Origin of the sequence: Planktothrix sp. PCC 11201 (assembly GCF_900009135.1) — a bacterium.
Lineage (GTDB): Bacteria > Cyanobacteriota > Cyanobacteriia > Cyanobacteriales > Microcoleaceae > Planktothrix.
This window is the reverse complement of sequence record NZ_LT797710.1, coordinates 690,623-710,824: the sequence shown is the minus strand read 5'-3', so window position 1 is coordinate 710,824 and position 20,202 is coordinate 690,623. Positions and strand designations below refer to the sequence as shown.

The 20,202-nt window shown below is 39.2% G+C and carries 11 protein-coding genes; 3 read left to right on the top strand and 8 right to left on the bottom strand.

Annotated elements, in window-relative coordinates; all coding sequences use genetic code 11:
• The first annotated feature begins 177 nt into the window (after positions 1–177).
• From PL11201_RS22335 to aroH, 3 genes are all read left to right on the top strand, one after another.
• A complete protein-coding gene (locus PL11201_RS22335; protein ID WP_079681033.1) occupies positions 178–5,142 on the top strand; it encodes a PAS domain S-box protein in 4,965 nt (1,654 codons plus the stop codon).
• 18 nt (positions 5,143–5,160) lie between these two features.
• Entirely contained in the window at positions 5,161–6,084 is a 924-nt protein-coding gene (locus PL11201_RS22330) for a diguanylate cyclase (protein WP_079681032.1), read from the top strand.
• Between the two features lie 158 nt (positions 6,085–6,242).
• Complete coding sequence (gene aroH / locus PL11201_RS22325) at positions 6,243–6,629, top strand: chorismate mutase (protein ID WP_079681031.1); 387 nt, start codon at positions 6,243–6,245, stop codon at positions 6,627–6,629.
• Positions 6,630–6,748: 119 nt separating this feature from the next.
• Here the strand turns inward: aroH and secF are convergent, their stop codons facing one another.
• From secF to PL11201_RS22285, 8 genes are all read right to left on the bottom strand, one after another.
• Positions 6,749–7,717 carry a protein translocase subunit SecF gene (gene secF, locus PL11201_RS22320; protein WP_079681030.1) on the bottom strand — a complete coding sequence of 323 codons (969 nt, stop codon included), beginning with the start codon at positions 7,715–7,717 and terminating at the stop codon, positions 6,749–6,751.
• Between the two features lie 51 nt (positions 7,718–7,768).
• On the bottom strand, positions 7,769–9,178 hold the full coding sequence (gene secD, locus PL11201_RS22315) for a protein translocase subunit SecD (protein WP_079681029.1): 1,410 nt from the start codon (positions 9,176–9,178) through the stop codon (positions 7,769–7,771).
• 88 nt (positions 9,179–9,266) lie between these two features.
• Positions 9,267–10,247: an alpha-ketoacid dehydrogenase subunit beta gene (locus PL11201_RS22310; RefSeq protein WP_079681028.1), complete on the bottom strand. Its 981-nt coding sequence runs from the start codon at positions 10,245–10,247 to the stop codon at positions 9,267–9,269.
• Between the two features lie 191 nt (positions 10,248–10,438).
• A complete protein-coding gene (locus tag PL11201_RS22305; RefSeq protein ID WP_079681027.1) occupies positions 10,439–13,384 on the bottom strand; it encodes a calcium-binding protein in 2,946 nt (981 codons plus the stop codon).
• A gap of 91 nt (positions 13,385–13,475) precedes the next feature.
• Positions 13,476–16,421: a calcium-binding protein gene (locus PL11201_RS22300; RefSeq protein WP_079681026.1), complete on the bottom strand. Its 2,946-nt coding sequence runs from the start codon at positions 16,419–16,421 to the stop codon at positions 13,476–13,478.
• 108 nt (positions 16,422–16,529) lie between these two features.
• Entirely contained in the window at positions 16,530–16,856 is a 327-nt protein-coding gene (locus tag PL11201_RS22295) for a hypothetical protein (protein ID WP_079681025.1), read from the bottom strand.
• 431 nt (positions 16,857–17,287) lie between these two features.
• On the bottom strand, positions 17,288–18,013 hold the full coding sequence (locus PL11201_RS22290; protein ID WP_079681024.1) for a Bax inhibitor-1/YccA family protein: 726 nt from the start codon (positions 18,011–18,013) through the stop codon (positions 17,288–17,290).
• A 164-nt stretch (positions 18,014–18,177) separates the two neighbouring features.
• Entirely contained in the window at positions 18,178–20,175 is a 1,998-nt protein-coding gene (locus tag PL11201_RS22285; RefSeq protein ID WP_234996801.1) for an ABC transporter ATP-binding protein/permease, read from the bottom strand.
• Positions 20,176–20,202 lie beyond the last annotated feature (27 nt).

The window sequence follows — 20,202 nt, the reverse complement described above, 5'->3', positions numbered from 1 at the left end:
GCAATAGGGAATAGGCAATGGGCAATAGGTAAATACTTACTGTGAGCAGCTTTTAGCTTTCAAGAATGTCCTAATAGATGTGGCGACTGCTATATCAAGAAAAGTGAAAGGTTTGATTTATTTTCCAGGTTTATAATAGAGAAAAATCAATATCCCGTACATTTTTCCCCAAAGACAATGGTATTTTCCCAAGCGGTTGCACTTTCTTCTCCCACCGACTGCATTGATCGTCATTTTTTGAGGGTATCTCCCGATACTCCTGTCCTGGATGTAATTGAACAAATGACTCAAGACTCCAGGGATACTCAGCACCAACCCGATCCAAGCTGTGTGTTGGTTTTGGAGCATCAGCAATTAGTGGGGTTATTAACCGAACGGGATTTTGTCAAATTGGCGACCCAAGGGCGAAATTTGCAGGGGACGATGGTGGGGGAGGTGATGACACGGGGGGTGATTACGGTTCGGGAACAGGACATCAAAGAACCCCTGGAGATGATTTCAATTCTGCGTCAACATCGAATTCGACATTTACCGATTCTGGATGAACAAGGACAACCCGTGGGAATTGTTACCCCAGAAAGTATTCGGGAAATTTTGGAACCCGCAGACATTCTCAAGTGTCGAACCATTCGAGAAGTGATGGTTAAAACCGTAATTAGTAGCTCCTTAAAAACTAGTGTATTACAGTTAGCCAAACTGATGACTAAACATCGAGTCAGTTGTGTGGTGATTGGTAAAAAAATAACCGATCAAAAAATTCGACCCTTGGGAATTGTGACGGAACGGGATATCCTCAAACTTCAAACTTTACAACAGGATTTGAACCAGTTACAGGCCGAACAGGTGATGAGTCATCCCTTATGTTTGATTGATGCTAATGCTTCGCTTTGGGAAGCACATCAAGCTATGAAACAAAGAAAAATTCGGCGGTTAGTGATTGTTAATGAACGGGGATATTTAGCGGGTTTAGTCACTCAAACCACGATTTTACAAGCCATTGACTTGAATGAAATTCAGGGAGTTATTTATATTTTAAAGCAACAAATAGAAAAACTTCAAAGCGAAAAAAATAACCTATTAACAACTTTAAATTCTGATTTAAAACAAAAAGTTAATACCAATATTAATAAACTCAAAGAACAAAATCAAAGATATCAACTCTTAGCAGATACGGTGTTAAGAATTCGTTCCTCATTAAGTTTAGATGAGATTTTGAAGGCCACCGTCACCGAAGTTCGTCAATTGTTAGACTGCGATCGGGTGATGATTGAGAGTTCACAGAATCCTGGAAAAATTATTGTCGAATCCCTTGCACCCCCTGAATTATTAACCTCAAATCCCCTGGGAATCACTTTTTTTGAGTCCTGTGATCCTATGTCCTCTGATTTGGTGATTCCGATTACGGTAGAAAATCAATTCTGGGGATGTTTAATTGCTCAGAATGGGGATAAAATTCGACAATGGCAACCGGAAGAACGAGAATTTTTAGACACCTTATCCGTTCATGTTGCCTTGGGAATTCAACAAGCGACTCTCCTGGATCAAGTTCAAAAAGCCAATCGAGAACTCGAAGCTCAAGTTCAGGAAAGAACGGCTGATTTAGAACAAACCAATCAACAATTAAGACAGGAATTAGATCGAATTAAACAAGCCAAAGCCTCGTTAAAACAACAGGAAGCCATTCTCAGAAGTTTTTATAATTCTTCCCTGATGATGATGGGAGTAGTTGAACTTTTAGAAACGGATATTTTACACATATCTGATAATGCAGCAACAGCTAAATTTATCGGCAAAAATATAGAAGATATTCAATATAAATTAGCCAGCGAATTAGGAATAAATTTTCAAGATGTCCAAGTTTGGATTAACTATTATCGAGAAAGTCAACGGTTAGGAAAACCCATCCAGTTTGAGTATGAATATACTCGGGATGATCAGACCCAGCAATGGTTATTTGCCACAGTCTCCTATATTGGTTTATCCGAATATAATCGTCCTCGGTTTTCTTATATTGTTGAGGATATTAGCGATCGCAAACGTTATGAAGAATCCCTACGACGATATGAACGGGTTGTTGCCAACAGTGGAGATGCCCTTTGTTTATTGGATAGTAACTATATTCATCAAGTAGCTAATCCCGCTTACTTGTACTTGTCGAATCGATCCTTAGAGGAGGTAATTAATCATCCTCTTTCTGACCTTTTAGGGATTGAAGGGTTTAATAAAAAAAGCAAACCCTATTTAGATCAATGTTTGACCGGAGAAGTAATTACACAGGAGTCTTGGGTAGATATCCCCAAGGGAAAACGATATTTGAGGCGGATTTATACCCCTTATTTAGATGAACAGAATATCATCTGTGGCATTGTGGCAAGTATCCAAGATTTAACCTCCTTGAAAGAAACTGAAAACGCCCTGAAAAATAATGAAGAATTGTTTGCTTTAACCGTACAGCACGCCCCCGATGTCTTTGTGATTTATGATCCAGAACGGCGATTTGAATATGTCAATTCACGCGCCCTAGAAAGAACGGGATTCCCCAAAGAAAAATTTATTGGTTATCGAGATGAAGACGTTTATCCCCCAGAGGTTTATTCTCAATACCTACCCTTATTAACTGAAAGCATAGCTACAAAAACCTTGCAAGTTGGGGAATTTACCTTGCAACTTCCTGGGCTAGAACCCTATATGATTGTTGTTAAATATGTACCCGTTTTAGATGATCAGGGAGAGATTAAACAAATTTTAGGGATGACTTTTGACATTAGCGATCGCAAACAGATCGAAGAAACCCTACGTCAACGGGAAGCCCAATTAAAAGCCCTAGCTGATAATATTCCTGGAACAATTTATACCCATATTAAATGTCCCGATGGTTCCAGTTATATAGAATATATGAGTGATGGTTGCTTAGAGGTATTTGGCTGGAATGCCGAGCAAATTATCAAGAATCATAAAATTGTAGAACCGGGGTTTTACCCGGAAGATATTAAACAAGAACGAGAACAAAAAATCAGGAATGCAGAGACATTAACTTCTATATTTTGTGAACTGCGCTATCAAATGCCAAATGGGGAATTAAAATGGCTTGCAGAAGCTTCTCGCCCCGAACGTCGAGACAACGGAGATATCGCTTGGCAAGGGATTATGTTAGATGTGAGCGATCGCAAAAGAACCGAATTAGAATTAAGAGAAACTAGCGATCGCCTGAATTTCCTACTTAATTATTCTCCCGTTGTTATTTTAAGTTGTCAAGCCGAAGGCAATTATCCGATCAATTTTATTAGTAAAAATGTTCAGGATATTGTCGGCTATGAACCTGAAATATTTTTAGAAGATTCTAGCTTTTGGATTCAACACATTCACCCCGATGATCGGGAACAGGTTTTAACCAACTTAGTCACTCAATTTACGGAAGATTCTTATATTCATGAATATCGCTGGTTGAAAGCCGATGGTCACTATGGCTGGTTTCTCACCCATTTAAGAAAAGTCAGAGATGCAGCCGGAAATGTGACCGAAATGTTAGGGTATTTAATTGATATTAGCGATCGCAAAACCTTAGAACAGGAATTAGCCAGATTACTCGAACAAGAAACCCGTCGCAGCCAAGAACTCACCGAGAGAAATATAGCACTAGAACAAGCTAAAAGGGAAGCAGAAATTGCTAACCAAGCCAAAAGTGAATTTCTAGCGAATATGAGCCATGAAATTAGAACACCGATGAATGCGATTTTAGGGTTTACGGATTTATTACAATCAGTTGTCACTGATCCTAAAGCTCGGCCCTATTTAGACGCGATTATTACGGGCGGTCGTACCCTACTGGCTTTAATTAATGATATTCTGGATTTATCTAAAATTGAAGCGGGCAAACTTGAATTAAATTATACTCCCGTTAACCTGCGAGTTATGATTCAAGAAATTCAACAGATTTTTCACGCGAAAGCTTCAGAAAAAAGGTTGATTTTGCAAACTCAGATTGATTCCCAACTTCCCCAAACCCTCTATCTTGATGAAACTCGATTACGTCAAATCCTGTTTAATGTCATTGGTAATTCCCTTAAATTTACCAATACCGGAGCAGTTACAATTTCTGCCCGAACTCAATCTTACTTGACCTTCAACGGTGAAAAATTTTGGTTAGAACTGAGTATTGAGGATACAGGAATTGGCATTGCAGAGGATCAACAAAGTCGGATTTTTGAAGCCTTTATTCAAAGTTCAGGACAAAGTAATCGTAAGTATGGAGGCACGGGTTTAGGATTAGCAATTACTCAGCGCTTAACTCAGATGATGGGGGGAACCGTATTGCTCCAAAGTCAGCTTGGGAAGGGGAGTATTTTTACTTTTGTATTTCCCGAAGTATCCCCGGCTCAAAATCCTCTGATTACCCAATCTAATTGGAGTGAAGATCCCAATCTGAATCAGTTTAAACCCAGTAAAATTTTAGTGGTGGATGACATAGAATCGAACCGAAAATTGATTGAGGGATATTTTGCTGAAAGTCACCATCAATTATGGTTTGCGGAGAATGGAAAACAAGCGATTTATCAAGCAAAACTTCATCAACCTGATTTAATTTTATTGGATTTACGAATGCCGGAAATGGATGGAAAAGTTGTAGCTCAATATCTCAAACAGGAAGAAAAAACCCAACACATTCCCATTATTATTATTACCGCTTCCTGTCAAACTGAAGAATTGAAAGAACTTCAAGATTTTTCTCAAGGATGTCTCCTAAAACCCGTGAGTTTAAAACAATTAGTCAGGGAAATAAATAAATATTTACCCCTAAACTCTGAAACTGGTATGGTTATGGCAAATGATCAAAAGACGGATGATATATTAGTTGATCTGTCTTGGGTCATCGGATCAGCCGCAGCAAAAGAATTCCTTTTAAAACTTAAACAGGAGGAGGAACAGGTTTGGAATACATTAAGAAAAACCTTAAAAACTCGAGATTTACGGCAATTTGTTCAACGCTTACAAACCTGGGGGAAACAATATCAATATCAGCCTTTAATTGAATATGCCGAAGTCCTGGAAATGCAGTTAGACGCATTTGATTGGAATAATATTCCTGAAACCGTAAATGCTTTTCCTCGAATTAGAGAAAATCTTAAAAATCATATTAATTAGGGGGTTAAATCAATAAAAATGGACTCATTTATCCCAGAAGATTTTTGTATTTTGATTGTTGATGATATTACGAATAATCTAAAATTAGTTGGAAAAATTCTTGATGATGTGGGCTATAACACCACCTTTGCCACCAGTGGTTTTCAAGCATTAAATCGATTAAAAGATAATAAAATAGATTTAATTTTGTTGGATTTAATGATGCCGGAAATGGATGGCTTAGAGGTTTGTCAATTTATTAAAAATGATCCGAAATTACAAGAAATTCCAATTATTTTTCTCACGGCTAGTTATGAAGAAGAAAAATTGATTCGGGCGTTTGAATTAGGGGCTGTAGATTATATTACTAAACCTTTTATTAAAAATGAACTCTTAGCAAGAGTTAAAACCCATTTAACCCTGAAACAAACAACAGATAATCTCAAAATAGCTTTGTTAAAACTTCAACAATTATCTCAACTCGATCCCCTGACCCAAATTTTAAACCGTCGTAGCTTTTTTGAATATATTGAAAACCAATTCAATCTCGCAATTCAGAATAAAAGTTTATTTTCTTTACTGATCTTAGATTTAGACCATTTTAAACAAATTAATGATAATTATGGTCATTTAACAGGCGATCAAATTTTAATCAATTTCACTTTAGCCATTCAGAATTATCTCCGAGCCAGTGATTATTTTGGGCGCTATGGCGGAGAAGAATTCGTGATTTTACTCCCGGAAACCGATCAAGCAGATGCCCTGAAAATTGCCCAGGATATTTGTGATTTAATTGCTCACCTTTCCATTCCCACGGAAAAAGGGAATTTACACATCACAGTCAGTATTGGGGTCGCGGTTTTTAGATCACAGGATACTCGAATTGAGGATATTTTTGATCGGGCTGATCAATGTCTATACCAAGCCAAAGCCCTAGGAAGAAATACTTGTTACGCCGGATAAATAGTTGGTCAAAAGTTAAGTTAACTGTGCAGATCAGGCACTTAGCAATGGGCAATGGGCAATGGGAAGAAAGAAGAATTGGGTTGAAATTTTATTCTTGTCTCCCGGTATTGCTAAACTGAGAACAATCAATATTTTAATCGCGGAGGATTCTATTTGTGGACTGGCGAGTTCGAGCCATTCGTGGCGCAACGACGGTTTCAGAAAATTCGGTTGCAGCCATTCGAGAAGCGGTCATAGAATTACTAGACGAATTAGAAACCCGTAATCAACTTGATCCGAATGAAATTATTAGTATGACCTTTTCTGTTACCAAAGATTTAGATGCTATTTTTCCCGCCGCGATCGCCCGTGAACGTCCCCTTTGGCAGAATGTTCCATTATTAGATGTTCAACAAATGTACGTCGCAGGCAGTTTAGAAAAATGTATTCGCTTCTTAGTTCATGTTAACTTACCCAGCGATAAAACTCAAGTTTATCACCCCTATTTAAGAGCAGCAGAAAATCTCCGTCCCGACTGGAATTTAAACCCAGTTCATTCTTAATAAAAGGGGAATGGGGAATAGGCAATGGGCAATGTTTTATCTCTTATTTTCTATTCCCTATCCCTTCTTGAAACCCATGTTAATAACCCAACGGTTACACCTGACAAACAATAACAGGCTTACTCTTTTTCCGTTGCCAAAGTGACCGAATTGGATTTGCGATCGCGCCACCAGGCTAACAGTGTACTGGCAATAAAAATACTAGAATAAGCTCCAGCAATAAATCCGATTAATAAAGCTAAAGCAAAGTATTTCAGGGTGTCACCACCAAACAGGAAAATACAAGTTAAGGGGAATAGAGTGGTTAAAGTGGTATTAATAGACCGGGTTAAAGTTTGGTCTACGGCATCATCCACCACTTGATTAATATGCAGATCAGGATTTCGGGCAATTACTTCCCGAACCCGGTCATAAATTACCACCGTATCATTAACCGAAAATCCCACAATTGTCAAGAGAGAAACCAGAAATAAACTATCAACTTCTACCCCTAAAACTAGGCCTAAAATTGAAAAAATTCCCACGGTAATGAGAACATCATGGAATAAAGCAACAAAGGCAAAAAAGGCATAGTCAAATTTAAACCGAAAGGTTAAATAAACCGTAATTCCGGCAAAAGATAGTAATAAAGCAATTAGTCCTGATATAAAAATTTGACGCCCAGTAGTAGGGCCAACGGTATCAATTTGAATTCCTTTCGGGTCAAATGCTCCAATTTTTTGAGTTAGGGCTGATTGTAAATTACTTCTTTCTTCAACGTTTAAAGTTCTCGTGCGAATAGAAACAATTTGTTTATCTTTTTTACCCGAATCTTTATCTAACAGTTGAATCGAACTATTGGCTAAACCCTGACTTGCTAAAACTTCCCGAACTTGAGTAATCTCAATCGGGCCATCACAATTATTCGGAACCGAACAATCCAGTTCTAATTGTAGGCGAGTTCCTCCCACAAAATCCAAGGCTGGACGTAACGGAGCGCCAATATCTGGCCGACTCCAAGAAATCCCCATAGCGATAATTCCCGCCAGAATAATCGCACCGGAAATCGCCCACCATAAGTTGCGTTGTTTAATAACACTAAAAGCCATAAATCAGTAATCAGTAATCAGTTATCAGTGTAAGAGTAATCAGTAATCAGATTACTGACTACTGACTACCGAGAGATTTTTTTTCAAATTGGGACAGAACAATTCCGGTTTTCTTAACTCAGGGAAATCAAGAGCTATGAATAGGAAACTGCGACTACAAGTAATAGCAGTAAACATACTCACCACCACCCCTAATCCCAAGGTGAGAGCAAAACCTTTAACTAATCCTGTTCCAAACCAAAATAGGGCGACACAAGCAATCACCGTTGTGACGTTACCATCCAAAATACTACTAAACGCCCGATAAAAACCCGATTCTACAGAACGATACAAAGTTTTTCCTGCCCTCAATTCCTCTCGGGTTCGTTCAAAGATTAAAACATTAGCATCCACCGCCATCCCAATACTCAGAATAAATCCGGCAATTCCTGGTAAAGTCAAAGTTACACCCAATAAATTAAACAGGGCTAAACTTAATAAGGCGTAAATAATTAAAGAAAAATCAGCGATTAATCCTGGTAATCTATAATAAACAATCATGAAAATCAGGACTAAAATTAAACCCGTCGCCCCGGCGTAAATACTACGTTGAATACTATCCCGTCCCAGGGTAGCCCCCACCGTGCGATTTTCCACAATTTCCACCGGAACTGGTAAAGCTCCCCCGCGCAATTGTACAGCCAAAGAATGAGCTTCTTCGGCACTAAATCTGCCCGTAATCACCGCCCGACCCCCAACAATTCCCGTATCCGCAAAATCCACCGGAACTGACGGAGAACTTAATAAACTATTATCCAGAAAAATCCCAATAGTTCGACCCGTTCCCGCTAAATTTTTAGTCAGTTCAGCGAACCTTTCTCCCCCTTCAGAACTAAAGACTAAACCAATATTCCAGTTTCCCCCTCCTTGTACGGGTTCAGGATAGGCGTCTTTTAAATCTTGACCTCTAAGTACCGGGTTATTATAAAGTTGAGAAATCGCATCATTACTCTTATTCAAGGATTCGAGGGCGGCTGCTAAAGCTGGAGAATCTCCCTTTTTTTTAGCCTCCTCAATTTGTTGTTTAATTCCCTGTTGGACTTGAAATTCCACCGCTAACTGTTGTTCAGTTCCCGATTTTTGTTCACGGAAATCTAACTGCGCCGTTCCTCCTAAAACCCTTTCTGCTTCTTGGGGGTCATTCACCCCAGGTAACTGCACAACAATCTGATTTTGTCCTACGGTTTGCACTAACGCTTCCGATACCCCCAGTTCATTCACCCGGTTTTCAATTACACTTTGAACCGCGGTCAGAACCCGCTCATCAATAACAGGAACTGCTTCCGAAGGTTTTAATTGAACCGTGAGTTGGGAACCTCCGCGTAAATCTAAACCCAACCGAAAAGGAATATTAGTTAACACAATAATAGAGGCGATCACCATCACCAAAATCAGAATTAAAGCAGAACGTTGTTTTCGCATTTTAATCAGTAATCAGTCATCAGTAATCAGTCATCAGTAATCAGTCATCAGTCATCGGTAAAGACGCGCCATGGCACGTCTCTACTCATTACCGATAACTGATAATTGATTTAACTCCCTCAATAATTTGTTCGGGTTGAACAATAGTCAGTCGTTCTAAAGCACCGTTATAGGGTGTAGGAATATCTTGGGATGCCAGTCTTAATACAGGTGCATCCAGTTCATCAAAAAGACGATCATTAATTGAAGCCGTAATTTCTGCCCCCAGTCCCCCGGTTTTCATACATTCTTCTACGATAACTACCCGATGGGTTTTGCGAATCGATTCCCCAATGGTGTCAAAATCGAGAGGTTTGAGGGAAATTAAATCAATCACTTCTGGATCATAACCCTGTTTGACCAAAGCAGGAACCGCTTGCATGACGTGATGGCGCATCCGAGAATAGGTCAGAATGGTTACATCTTTCCCCCGTCTTACTATTTCCGCCTTATCGATGGGGACAATATATTCTTCGTCGGGGATTTCTTCTTTGAGGTTGTATAACAGAACGTGCTCAAAAAATAGCACCGGGTTATCATCTCTAATCGCGGCTTTCATTAATCCCTTAGCATTATAGGGTGTGGAACAGGCGACCATTTTCAAGCCCGGAACCGACTGGAAATAGGATTCTAAGCGTTGGGAGTGTTCCGCCCCCAATTGACGGCCCACACCCCCAGGGCCACGAATTACCAGAGGCATTTTAAAATTTCCCCCGGAGGTATAGCGCAGCATTCCGCCGTTGTTAGCAATTTGGTTGAAGGCAAGTAACAAAAATCCCATATTCATGCCTTCAATAATCGGCCGCAACCCTGTCATGGCAGCACCAACGGCCATTCCTGTAAAACTATTTTCGGCAATCGGAGTATCTAAAACTCGCAAATCCCCATATTTTTCATAAAGATCCTTAGTAACCTTGTAGGAACCGCCATATTGACCCACATCTTCCCCCAACACGAACACTCTGGGGTCACGAGCCATTTCTTCATCGGTTGCTTGTTTCAGGGCGTTAAAAAGTAGGGTTGGTGCCATTGCAATTGTTGATAAGCGAGCGTGGATCACAGCTAATCTTACCAAAAGATTGAGTTCAAAGCCCCCTTATTCTAATTATGCTTTTTAACGTGAGTTTGACGGAGTGTTATGGCAGTACCACCGCCTGTAGGCATCGATCTCAATAGGAGATCGCATAGCCACGTCTGGGGACAGCATCGCGCCTCAACTTCTTATAATATAGAAATAACTTGAAACTGATTGGACGAAATTAAATTTATATCAATCCCTTTTAATTGCGCTAGTTCTTCTCCGGTATTGGTTAAACTAATAATAGCGGTATTTCCCTGTTGATTTAAGGTCAGTTGATCAAAGGTTAATCCTTTACTGAGTCCTAGGGAATCTAACTCTGGATTAAAGTCAAGAATTAAGTCGCTTCCGCTATTAATTGATAGTACAAATATATCTTGACCTGCTCCTCCGATTAAGGTATCATTTCCGGTATCTCCAAATAACAGATCATTCCCAATTCCTCCGATTAAAGAATCATTCCCACTTCCGCCATAAAGGGTATCATTTCCAGCACATCCATCTAAAATATCTGTCCCCTCATTCCCGAATAGCAAATCTTGATCATCTCCTCCACAAATACTGTCATCTCCCATATCTCCAAATAGAATATCTGCACCCTGTTCACCTTTGAGAATATCCTGACCTTGACCTCCAAATAAACTATCATCTCCCGACCCACCATCGAGAAAATCATCTTCTGAATTTCCGAATAAAATATCGTTACCTTCACCACCCATTAAGATATCATTTCCTAAGTTTCCAAATAGTAAATCATCTCCTTCATCCCCTTGTAAGGTATCATTCTCTTTGCCACCATAAATGGTATCATTACCTAAGTTACCCTGGATAAAATCATTATTGCGATCGCCAAATAGCAAATCATTATCTTCATTCCCCTCTAAAATATCATCGTCTTCTCCACCATATTGGGTATCGTTTCCTAACCCTCCTATCAGAATATCTGCTCCCTGATTTCCAAATAATAAATCATTGCCATTTTCGCCATTTAAGTTATCTGCTCCCGCCTTACCCATTAAAGTATCATCACCTTCAAACCCTGTAATTTTATCATTAAAATCACTTCCAATTAAGTTATCATTTCCTGCTTGACCATCAAAGGTTTGTTCGACAGGATTTTGTGTTTTTAATGGGTCTATATTGGGCGTAGGAAATTGATCACACAGACATTTATCTTCACCAATGGGACTCGGTGTTGGTATTGGTGTTGGTATTGGGGTTGGAGTTGGAGTTGTTGCTGGAGTTGGACTTGGAGTTGGTGCTGGGGTTGGACTTGGGGTTGGACTTGGGGTTGGACTTGGGGTTGGACTGGGAGTTGGACTTGGGGTTGGTGTTGGGGTTGGACTTGGGGTTGGACTGGGAGTTGGACTGGGAGTTGGACTTGGGGTTGGTGTTGGTGTTGGTGTTGGGGTTGGACTTGGAGTTGGACTTGGGGTTGGTGTTGGTGTTGGTGTTGGGGTTGGACTTGGAGTTGGACTTGGGGTTGGTGCGGGAGTTACAACTGAAAACTCATAAGCACCACTATCAATAATTGCTGTACCATTTTGATCACCATCAGTCGGACGAGGCTGACCGAGTTGATCCGTTTTGGGTGAATTATTACTACTTCCCGTATCAATAGCGGGACTTCCTGTTAATAACGGATGAATTAACATCCCATTAACTGTTTGCAAACCTCCTAATAAAGCATCAGCAACTAATTGAATATTAGGAGTTGCTTTAGTATCGTTGGGGTTTAATTCATTGGTTTGAATATTACCACCACCATCATTATATTCAGTTCCAGTATGGTGTTTGACGTTCCAAGTATTTCCCCCATTATTAGCAATATTTTTAGATAAAATTGTATTAGTCAAGGTAACATTTGTACCGCCTCCCCAAAATCCACCTCCTTGAAATCCGGCATAATTATTGGCAATTGTTGTATTAATAATATTAGTCAAATTAGTACCATTAACGAGGGTAATTGCACCCCCTAAACCACTATTTCCGTCGATAGATTCAGCCCTATTTCCTGAAAAAGTGCTATTTGTAATGGTAGTAGGAGAGGTTTCACCCACCCATAAACCACCCCCTTGACTATAGGCTCGGTTATTAGCAATTGTTGTATTATTTATGGTTAATTCAGCATTTCCAGAACGCAATCCTCCCCCTAAAGAATCTCCTTTATTATTGGTTTGAATTGTATTATTAATAATTGTACTATTTTCCACAATAATTTTATCGGGGGGATAGGCAAATAGAAATAATCCTCCCCCCTGTCCAGCCCCCGTATTTCCATCAAATACGGAGTTATTAATCCGAATAATTCCACCTGTTAAACCTGGGGTAGCATTGGCTCCAGAGGCGTTTGCACCATCGGTATAAATGGCTCCGCCTGCACCGTGATAATTACTTGAACCATTAGGAACTGTACCCCCTGGAACAGAAGTATTGTTAATAAATTTAGAATTATCAACAGTTAAGTTACCCAATAAATGATTGATTGCGCCGCCATTTATTCCCTTATTATTGGTAAATTCACTATTAGTAACTGTGAGAGAACCTGCGCTTTTTGTTGCGATCGCACCTCCTCCCCTTTCACTCCCACCTAATGTGCCGTCATTATTATTAAATTTGCTATTAATAACAACTGTATTACTCTTAAAACCCGTATATATTCCGCCTCCAAATTGAGCGATATTATTATTCAGTTCACTATCTTCTAATGTCAGGTTGGTTGAACCTTGCATCCGAATTCCACCCCCGGCACCCGCTTCGTCAATTCCTTGGGCTTTACCATTGGCAATAATCAGGTTTTTTAGGGTTGTATTGGTGGGTTGAAATTGGGGACTAACTTGGAGTTCAAAGACGCGAAATTGATTGTCTCCGCTAATAGTAATTTTATTAGGAGTCGCGCCCGAAATGAGTCCATCAATGGTAATACTTTGATTAATATTTAATTGACCACTGGTTAGTAGAATAGTCGGGTTAGGTTGATTTGCTAAACTCGAATCAAATTGGATAATATCCCCAGGTTGAGCTTGAGCGATCGCGTCTCTTAAAGAACCAATCCCATTATCATTTAAGTTAGTTACAATTAAAGCCATTTTATTTTATCCTAAATTAAAAAGATTTTTACAATATTTTATCCTTCAATATAGTTAAAAAATTAGTCTATCTTGAAGGATAAATTAAACCTTAGTTTGGATTAAAAGCCAATCCCATAAAATCTTGAGAAGTCAGCAAATTAGAATTAAATCCTTTTAGAGTTGCCAAAACTTCCCCTGTACTTGAAACTTGAATTAAAGTGTTGTTTTCGACCTGGGTAAATTCTAATTTTTCAAAAGTTAATCCTCCCGTCAACCCGATCAAGTCTTCCCCATCAGTAAAGTCATCAATCCAATTATTACCCTGATTTTCTCCTAAAACAAAAGTATCTTGTCCTTTCCCTCCCCATAATAAATCATCTCCCAAATCTCCACTAATAAAATCATCTCCATCTCCCCCTAAAAGGGTGTCATTTCCTTGACCACCATAGAGGGTATCATTACCCGTTCTTCCCTTTAAGAAATCATTCCCTAAATTACCAAAAATTAGATCATTATCTTCTCCCCCACAAATAGTATCATTATCCTGTCCGCCATATATAATATCGTTTCCAGATCCTCCTTGTAATAAATCATCTCCTTGATTTCCAAATAAAATATCGTTGTCTTCATTCCCAACTAAAGTATCATTTCCTAAATCTCCAAAAAGAGTATCGTTACCTTGATTTCCCCAAACTAAATCATTTCCTTGACCCCCATAAATAATATCATTTCCATTTCCTCCTTGAAGGTTATCATCTCCTAAATTTCCCCAAATAATATCTTCACCATCTTCGCCTAAAACAAAGTCATTCTCCTGTCCTCCATAAATACTGTCGTCTCCCAAATCTCCGGTTATATGATCATCTCCTTGATTTCCAAATAAAATATCATTTCCAAACGCACCATCTAAATTGTCATTTCCTTCTAAACCATAGAGAATATCGTCAGTATCTCGACCTAAAATCCCATCTGCTTCAGGTGTCCCTAACCCATTCGTTTGTTCGGGGTCAAAAATAGTATTAACAACAGTGTTTTTAGCAGGTATGATATTAGGAATATCGATACATTTATCTTGTAGTTCAAGTCCGCTCCTTCCCCCTGGTGTGGGAGTTGGTGTGGGTGTTGGAATAGGTTGTGGTGTGGGACTTGGACTTGGTGCGGGAGTTGGACTTGGACTTGGACTGGGTGTTGGACTGGGTGTTGGAATAGGTTGTGGTGTGGGACTTGGACTTGGTGCGGGAGTTGGACTGGGACTTGGACTGGGACTTGGAGTTGGACTTGGAGTTGGACTTGGACTGGGACTTGGAGTTGGAGTTGGACTTGGAGTTGGAGTTGGACTTGGACTGGGACTTGGACTGGGACTTGGAGTTGGACTTGGACTGGGACTGGGACTTGGACTGGGAGTTGGACTGGGAGTTGGACTTGGAGTTGGACTTGGAGTTGGACTTGGAGTTGGACTTGGAGTTGGTGCGGGAGTTACAACTGAAAACTCATAAGCACCACTATCAATAATTGCTGTACCATTTTGATCGCCATCAATAGGGCGAGGTTGACCGAGTTGATCCGTTGTGGGTGAATTATTACTACTTCCGGTATCAATAGCGGGACTTCCTGTTAATAACGGATGAATTAATACCCCATTAATAGTTTGTAAACCTCCTAATAAAGCATCAGCAACCAACTGAATATTAGCAGTTGCTTTAATATCATTCGGGTTTAGTTCCGTCGTTTGAATATTTCCTCCGCCATTGTTAAGTTGAGCAGTAACATGATGGTTTGTATTCCAAGTATTTCCGCCATTAAATGCTTTATTTTTAGATAAAAGTGTATTAGTTAACGTAACATTTGTTCCCCCCGATGATATTCCTCCACCTAAAAACCCTGCATAATTATTAGCAATTGTTGTATTAATAATACTGGTGGGAGTTGTTCCATTCGCCAGAGCAATTCCTCCGCCTATCCCTTTTTTTCCATCTTGAGATTCTGCTCTATTTCCTGAAATGGTACTATTAATAATCGTCATCGGTACCTGTTCTCCAACCCACAAACCACCGCCTTGACTCAAAGCATTATTATTCGCAACGGTTGTATTTTTAAGGGTAAAATTTCCATTGTTTCCCGGTCTAATTCCCCCTCCATAAGCATCACCTCTATTATCAAAAACAACAGAATTATTAATAATCGTGCTATTTTCAATAATAGCTTGATCGGGAGAATAAAGATATAAATATAAACCGCCTGCTTGTCCGGCTGATGTGTTACCATCAATTAAACAATTATTAATCTGAATTGTTCTTAATGTTCCTTCCGACTTGGCTCCATCGGAAAAAATTGCCCCTCCATAACCAGAAGAAACACCTGCACCCAGAGATACAGTACCTCCAGCGACAGAAGTATTATTAATAAACTTAGTATTCTGAACATTTAAGTCGCAAATAACACTGTAAATAGCTCCGCCATTAATTCCTTTATTATTAGTAAATTCACTATCAATTATCGTAACATCGGTTAAACTATCTGTAGAAATCGCACCTCCTCCCCGGTGACTTTTTCCCTGAGTACCATCATTATTATCAAATTTACTATTAATAATTGTTGTCTGGGTTTTATACCCACTAAAAAGAGCCCCTCCATACTGAGCTATATTATTATTAACCTGACTATTTTCTAAGGTTAAAGTGTTTAATGTTTTAACTCTAACCCCTCCCCCTGCACCCTCTTGCTCAACTCCTTGGGCATTACCATTGACAATAATTAGGTTTTTAAGAGTTGTATTCGTAGGTTGAGCTTGAGCATTAGCTTGAAGTTCTAAGACGCGAAATTGATTTTCACCACTAATGGTAATCGAAGTTGGAACTGTACCCGGAATTAGTCCATCAATGGTAAGACTTTTATTGACATTAAGTTGACCACTGGTCAGTTTAATGGTAGGATTGGTTAGACTTGCTAAACTCGAATCAAATTGGATAATATCTCCAGGTTGAGCTAGGGCGATCGCGTTTCTTAGAGAACCCGCTCCATTATCATTTAAGTTGGTAACAATTACGGCAGCCATTACGAGTAATCCTAATTTTAGGTATGATTTTTAGACAATTATCTATTCAAGAACGGTTACTGAATATCCGGTGATCTGAGATATTTTTTTTCGGTCTTCTAACCATTTTTACCGAGGGCTAAATTCAGTAGAATTAGCGATCACAAATTCCAGTAAAATTAGACAACAGATTTTAAACCGTTGATTATTCCGGTCTAGCAGTTGAGTATAAAATAATAGTCTAATTAATTGATCTAAGACTAAACTCAGAGTATGAAATTGAGCGAAAATTTTAATGTTTGAAAAAATCCCATTCTGGTGTGGATCAAGAGAAAGGAATTTAACCTTATTTTTAAACGCAAAAACTATCCTAGAAGTATTTCCTAAGCACAAGTTCAGCCAAACGAGGGTTAAATTAAAATTTCCAGAAAAGCACAAGGTTGAAACAGTGAACATTTTTTAGACTCTCAAAGGGTGTATATTAGTAGATACATCCCTATCATGATTAAGTCAGGCTACACTGTATATTTGACGAAAACCCCTGAATTAAAGTTTCCCTATTTTCAAGATTAACAATTAACTCAGATTCACCCTGCTAAAATAAATAGATTGGCACCTTCACCCAGCCACCACGGGAAAGCACCAACCCAAATGTGACATACTGCCAGGAAGTCACAAAAGCATATTACTAAAGCCCAAACTACCTTGATTTAAGCTCTAATCTATTAATAGCCTAATTCCTGGGTTTTTGCATCAGAAATTATACGGAACTTTGTCAGCAAAAAAGAACATCGTATCTCCGAGAAATCATGGAGAAAAACGCCAATAAAAAGGGGTGAGGCACAACTCACCCGCTTAATAGGCCTAGAAATCTATTCTGGCAAAGATTAATCCCGATTAAAGGCAATCAGTAGGCGCAGAATAAAGATAAACAGGTTGATGTAGGTCAAATACATCGATAATGCGGCGGATAAATACTGTTTGTCGGTGTAAGCCCGGGGAAGCAAATAGAAGTCAACAACAGCCGCCCCCACAAATAGGAGCACTCCCAGGCCAGAAATCCCAATTTCTAACCAGGAAGGGGTAATAATTCCAAAGAAACCGAGGACAAATTGAGCTAAAATCACCACGAATAGGGAAATAATTCCTAAACTAATGGTTTTGCTCAAAGCCATGCCATCGGACTCGGAGAGGTTAGACCCAATCGAACGCGCCCCGATAAAGGTGACTCCACATCCTAAAGCCGCTACCCCAATTCCATTCATGCCAACGCCACTTGTGCCCAAAGCCAGGGCAACCAGACCTGTGAGGGTGTAGCCTGTCAGTAGGCTATAGGTTGCTAATAGGGGTAAAGCCGCTTGATTGTTACCCTTGCTGGCGATACCCGAAGCCACAAAAAACAAAGCGATTTGGGCAATGAAGGCAACCCAGATGGTTGTCATAAACAATCCGGGGTTTGTAGCTAAAACGTTCAGACCCCCAAAAGTTCCAAGAGCCGTAAGGATTAACCCGCCGCCCACATAGGGTAAGGCGTTAGCAATCACATTTGGGCCAACAATAGCCTCATTTCTAGCCTCTCGTACAGCTTGACGGAAATTACTGGTACTGGTCATATTGTCCTTCCATAATCAACACTACCTCCTTATAATTTAGCGAATTCTGGGAATTTGGGGTGGTTTAAAGGGAGATTCACAATATTAGTGATCATCACTGAGATAGAATTAAAGTTTTTAAAAGCAGAAAAGTAGATTTTTTAGCTATCAATGAAGGTAAGCTACTAAACCCTTACCCATTTTAATATATCAGGAGATTTATCGTAACGATAGCTAAGACCATCATTAGCCGTAATTGTTTGTCCTCGACTGGCTTTATTTCTGATCGTGCTGAGGCTGTAAGCGGTTAATCCCTGCATCTGTTGATGGGAAAATTGAGCTTTCCCTTCGATTTCTACTAAAATTTCAATCGGTTCAGAAGTTGCTTGAGTTTGCGGAGATTTGCTGACTGTTATTGCCGTTGAGTGATAATCTGCAATATCTACTAAACGCCAACTAGAATCTTCGGCAAGTTCTAACACTTTTTGATGATAGTTAAATAGACTTTCTCGATGTCCGACACTAATAAATGTTTTACCTGTTTCCTGTAACTGTTTGTATAGTTGATCTTCATTTTTTAAATCTAGGGCACTGGTGGCTTCATCTAATATAACAAAATCAGGACGATTAATTAATAAGCGTGCAAAGGCTAAACGTTGCTGTTCTCCCAAAGATAAAATACTTTCCCAGGGCATTTCTTCATCAAAATTTTTAATCCGATCAATGACATTTCCTAGGTTAACCTGTTGTAAAACTTCTTTTAATTCTAATTCACTAATCGGATTATTTGTTTGAGGGTAGATTAGCTGTTCACGCAAGGTTCCTAAGATAATATAGGGACGCTGTGGTAAAAATAAAATATCATCTAAGGGCGGCCGAATTAAATCCCCTGTACCGACATTCCACAAGCCGGAAATGGCGCGTAATAAGGAGCTTTTTCCCCGACCACTGGGGCCAACGATTAATAAACCTTTGCCTGGTTCGATCGCTAGAGATAAATGTTCAACAATGACTTTGGCGGCATCGGGGGTTTGTAGGGTGACATCTTCAAAAGCCAGATGATCATTTTCTATAACTTGAATCGTGTTAACTTGATTAGAGGTTTGACTGACGCTGGCTAAGGCTTGGGAAAAATCGTCTAAACGCTCAATATAATTGATAAATTCACCCGATTTACCAAATTCATCTACTAATACCGCCAGGGCAGTGGAAAAGAAATAACAGGCATAGCTGGCTTGATTAACTTCTCCTAATTCGATAGTTCCAATAACGTATAAAGGAGAAACAATTAGGAAGGGAAATATTTGAATAAAAGCTTCATAACCTTTATTGAAAAATTCCTGGGTTCTCTCCCAACCAATTTTACCAATAGTTACGTCAATGACTTGATTAAATCTACGTTGAATAATATTGAGTTCTTTTTCTTCGCCTCGGAAAAAAGCAATAGATTCGGCATGATTTCGAATATGAGTTAGGGAATAATTATAGCTGGCTTCCACTTCTAATTGCTGTTTATTAATTTTATTAATTTGTTGAACGATATAAGTGGCAAGAATATTACCAATCACTGTATAGATAAAAAGGACAATAGCAATGGTACTAGAAATTGACCAGAGAATCGTGATAAAAACCAACATCTCTATTAATTTTTCAAAACAGGTTGTCAAAAAGTCCAGGGTCATTCGGGCGATCGGTTCAATTTCCTGGGCTAATCGTTGATCGGGATTGGGAATTTTCTCTTGAAAGTTAATTTGATAATAGGCACGGTTCTTAAAATATTGCTGTAATATTTTCTGGTTAATCCATTGATACCAGTCCAGTGCGATTCTTTTTTTGATAAATTTGGAAAATCCTGATACGACAACCATGCCTATCAGAGTCATGCTATAAATAATTAACGAATGAGTTAGTTTCGGTAAATTCCTTGCTTCCGTAAAGTCAATTAAGTCTCGAAAAACAAAACTATTAAAAGCATTAAAACCAACAAGACCAACTAATAACAATAGTAATAAAAACAGCATTCCCCAAGAGCGAATAACTTCTGAAAAAGCTCGGTTTTGCGATTCTATGGGATACCAATAAACTTGGATAAAAGCTAAAATCTTTTGAAGAAACTGATTAAAATTCTGGCTATCATCTTTGGGATTAATATTTGTCGCGCTTGTTGCCGAAACGTCCATCATTTTTCCTGCTGTAATGTGCGGGGATAT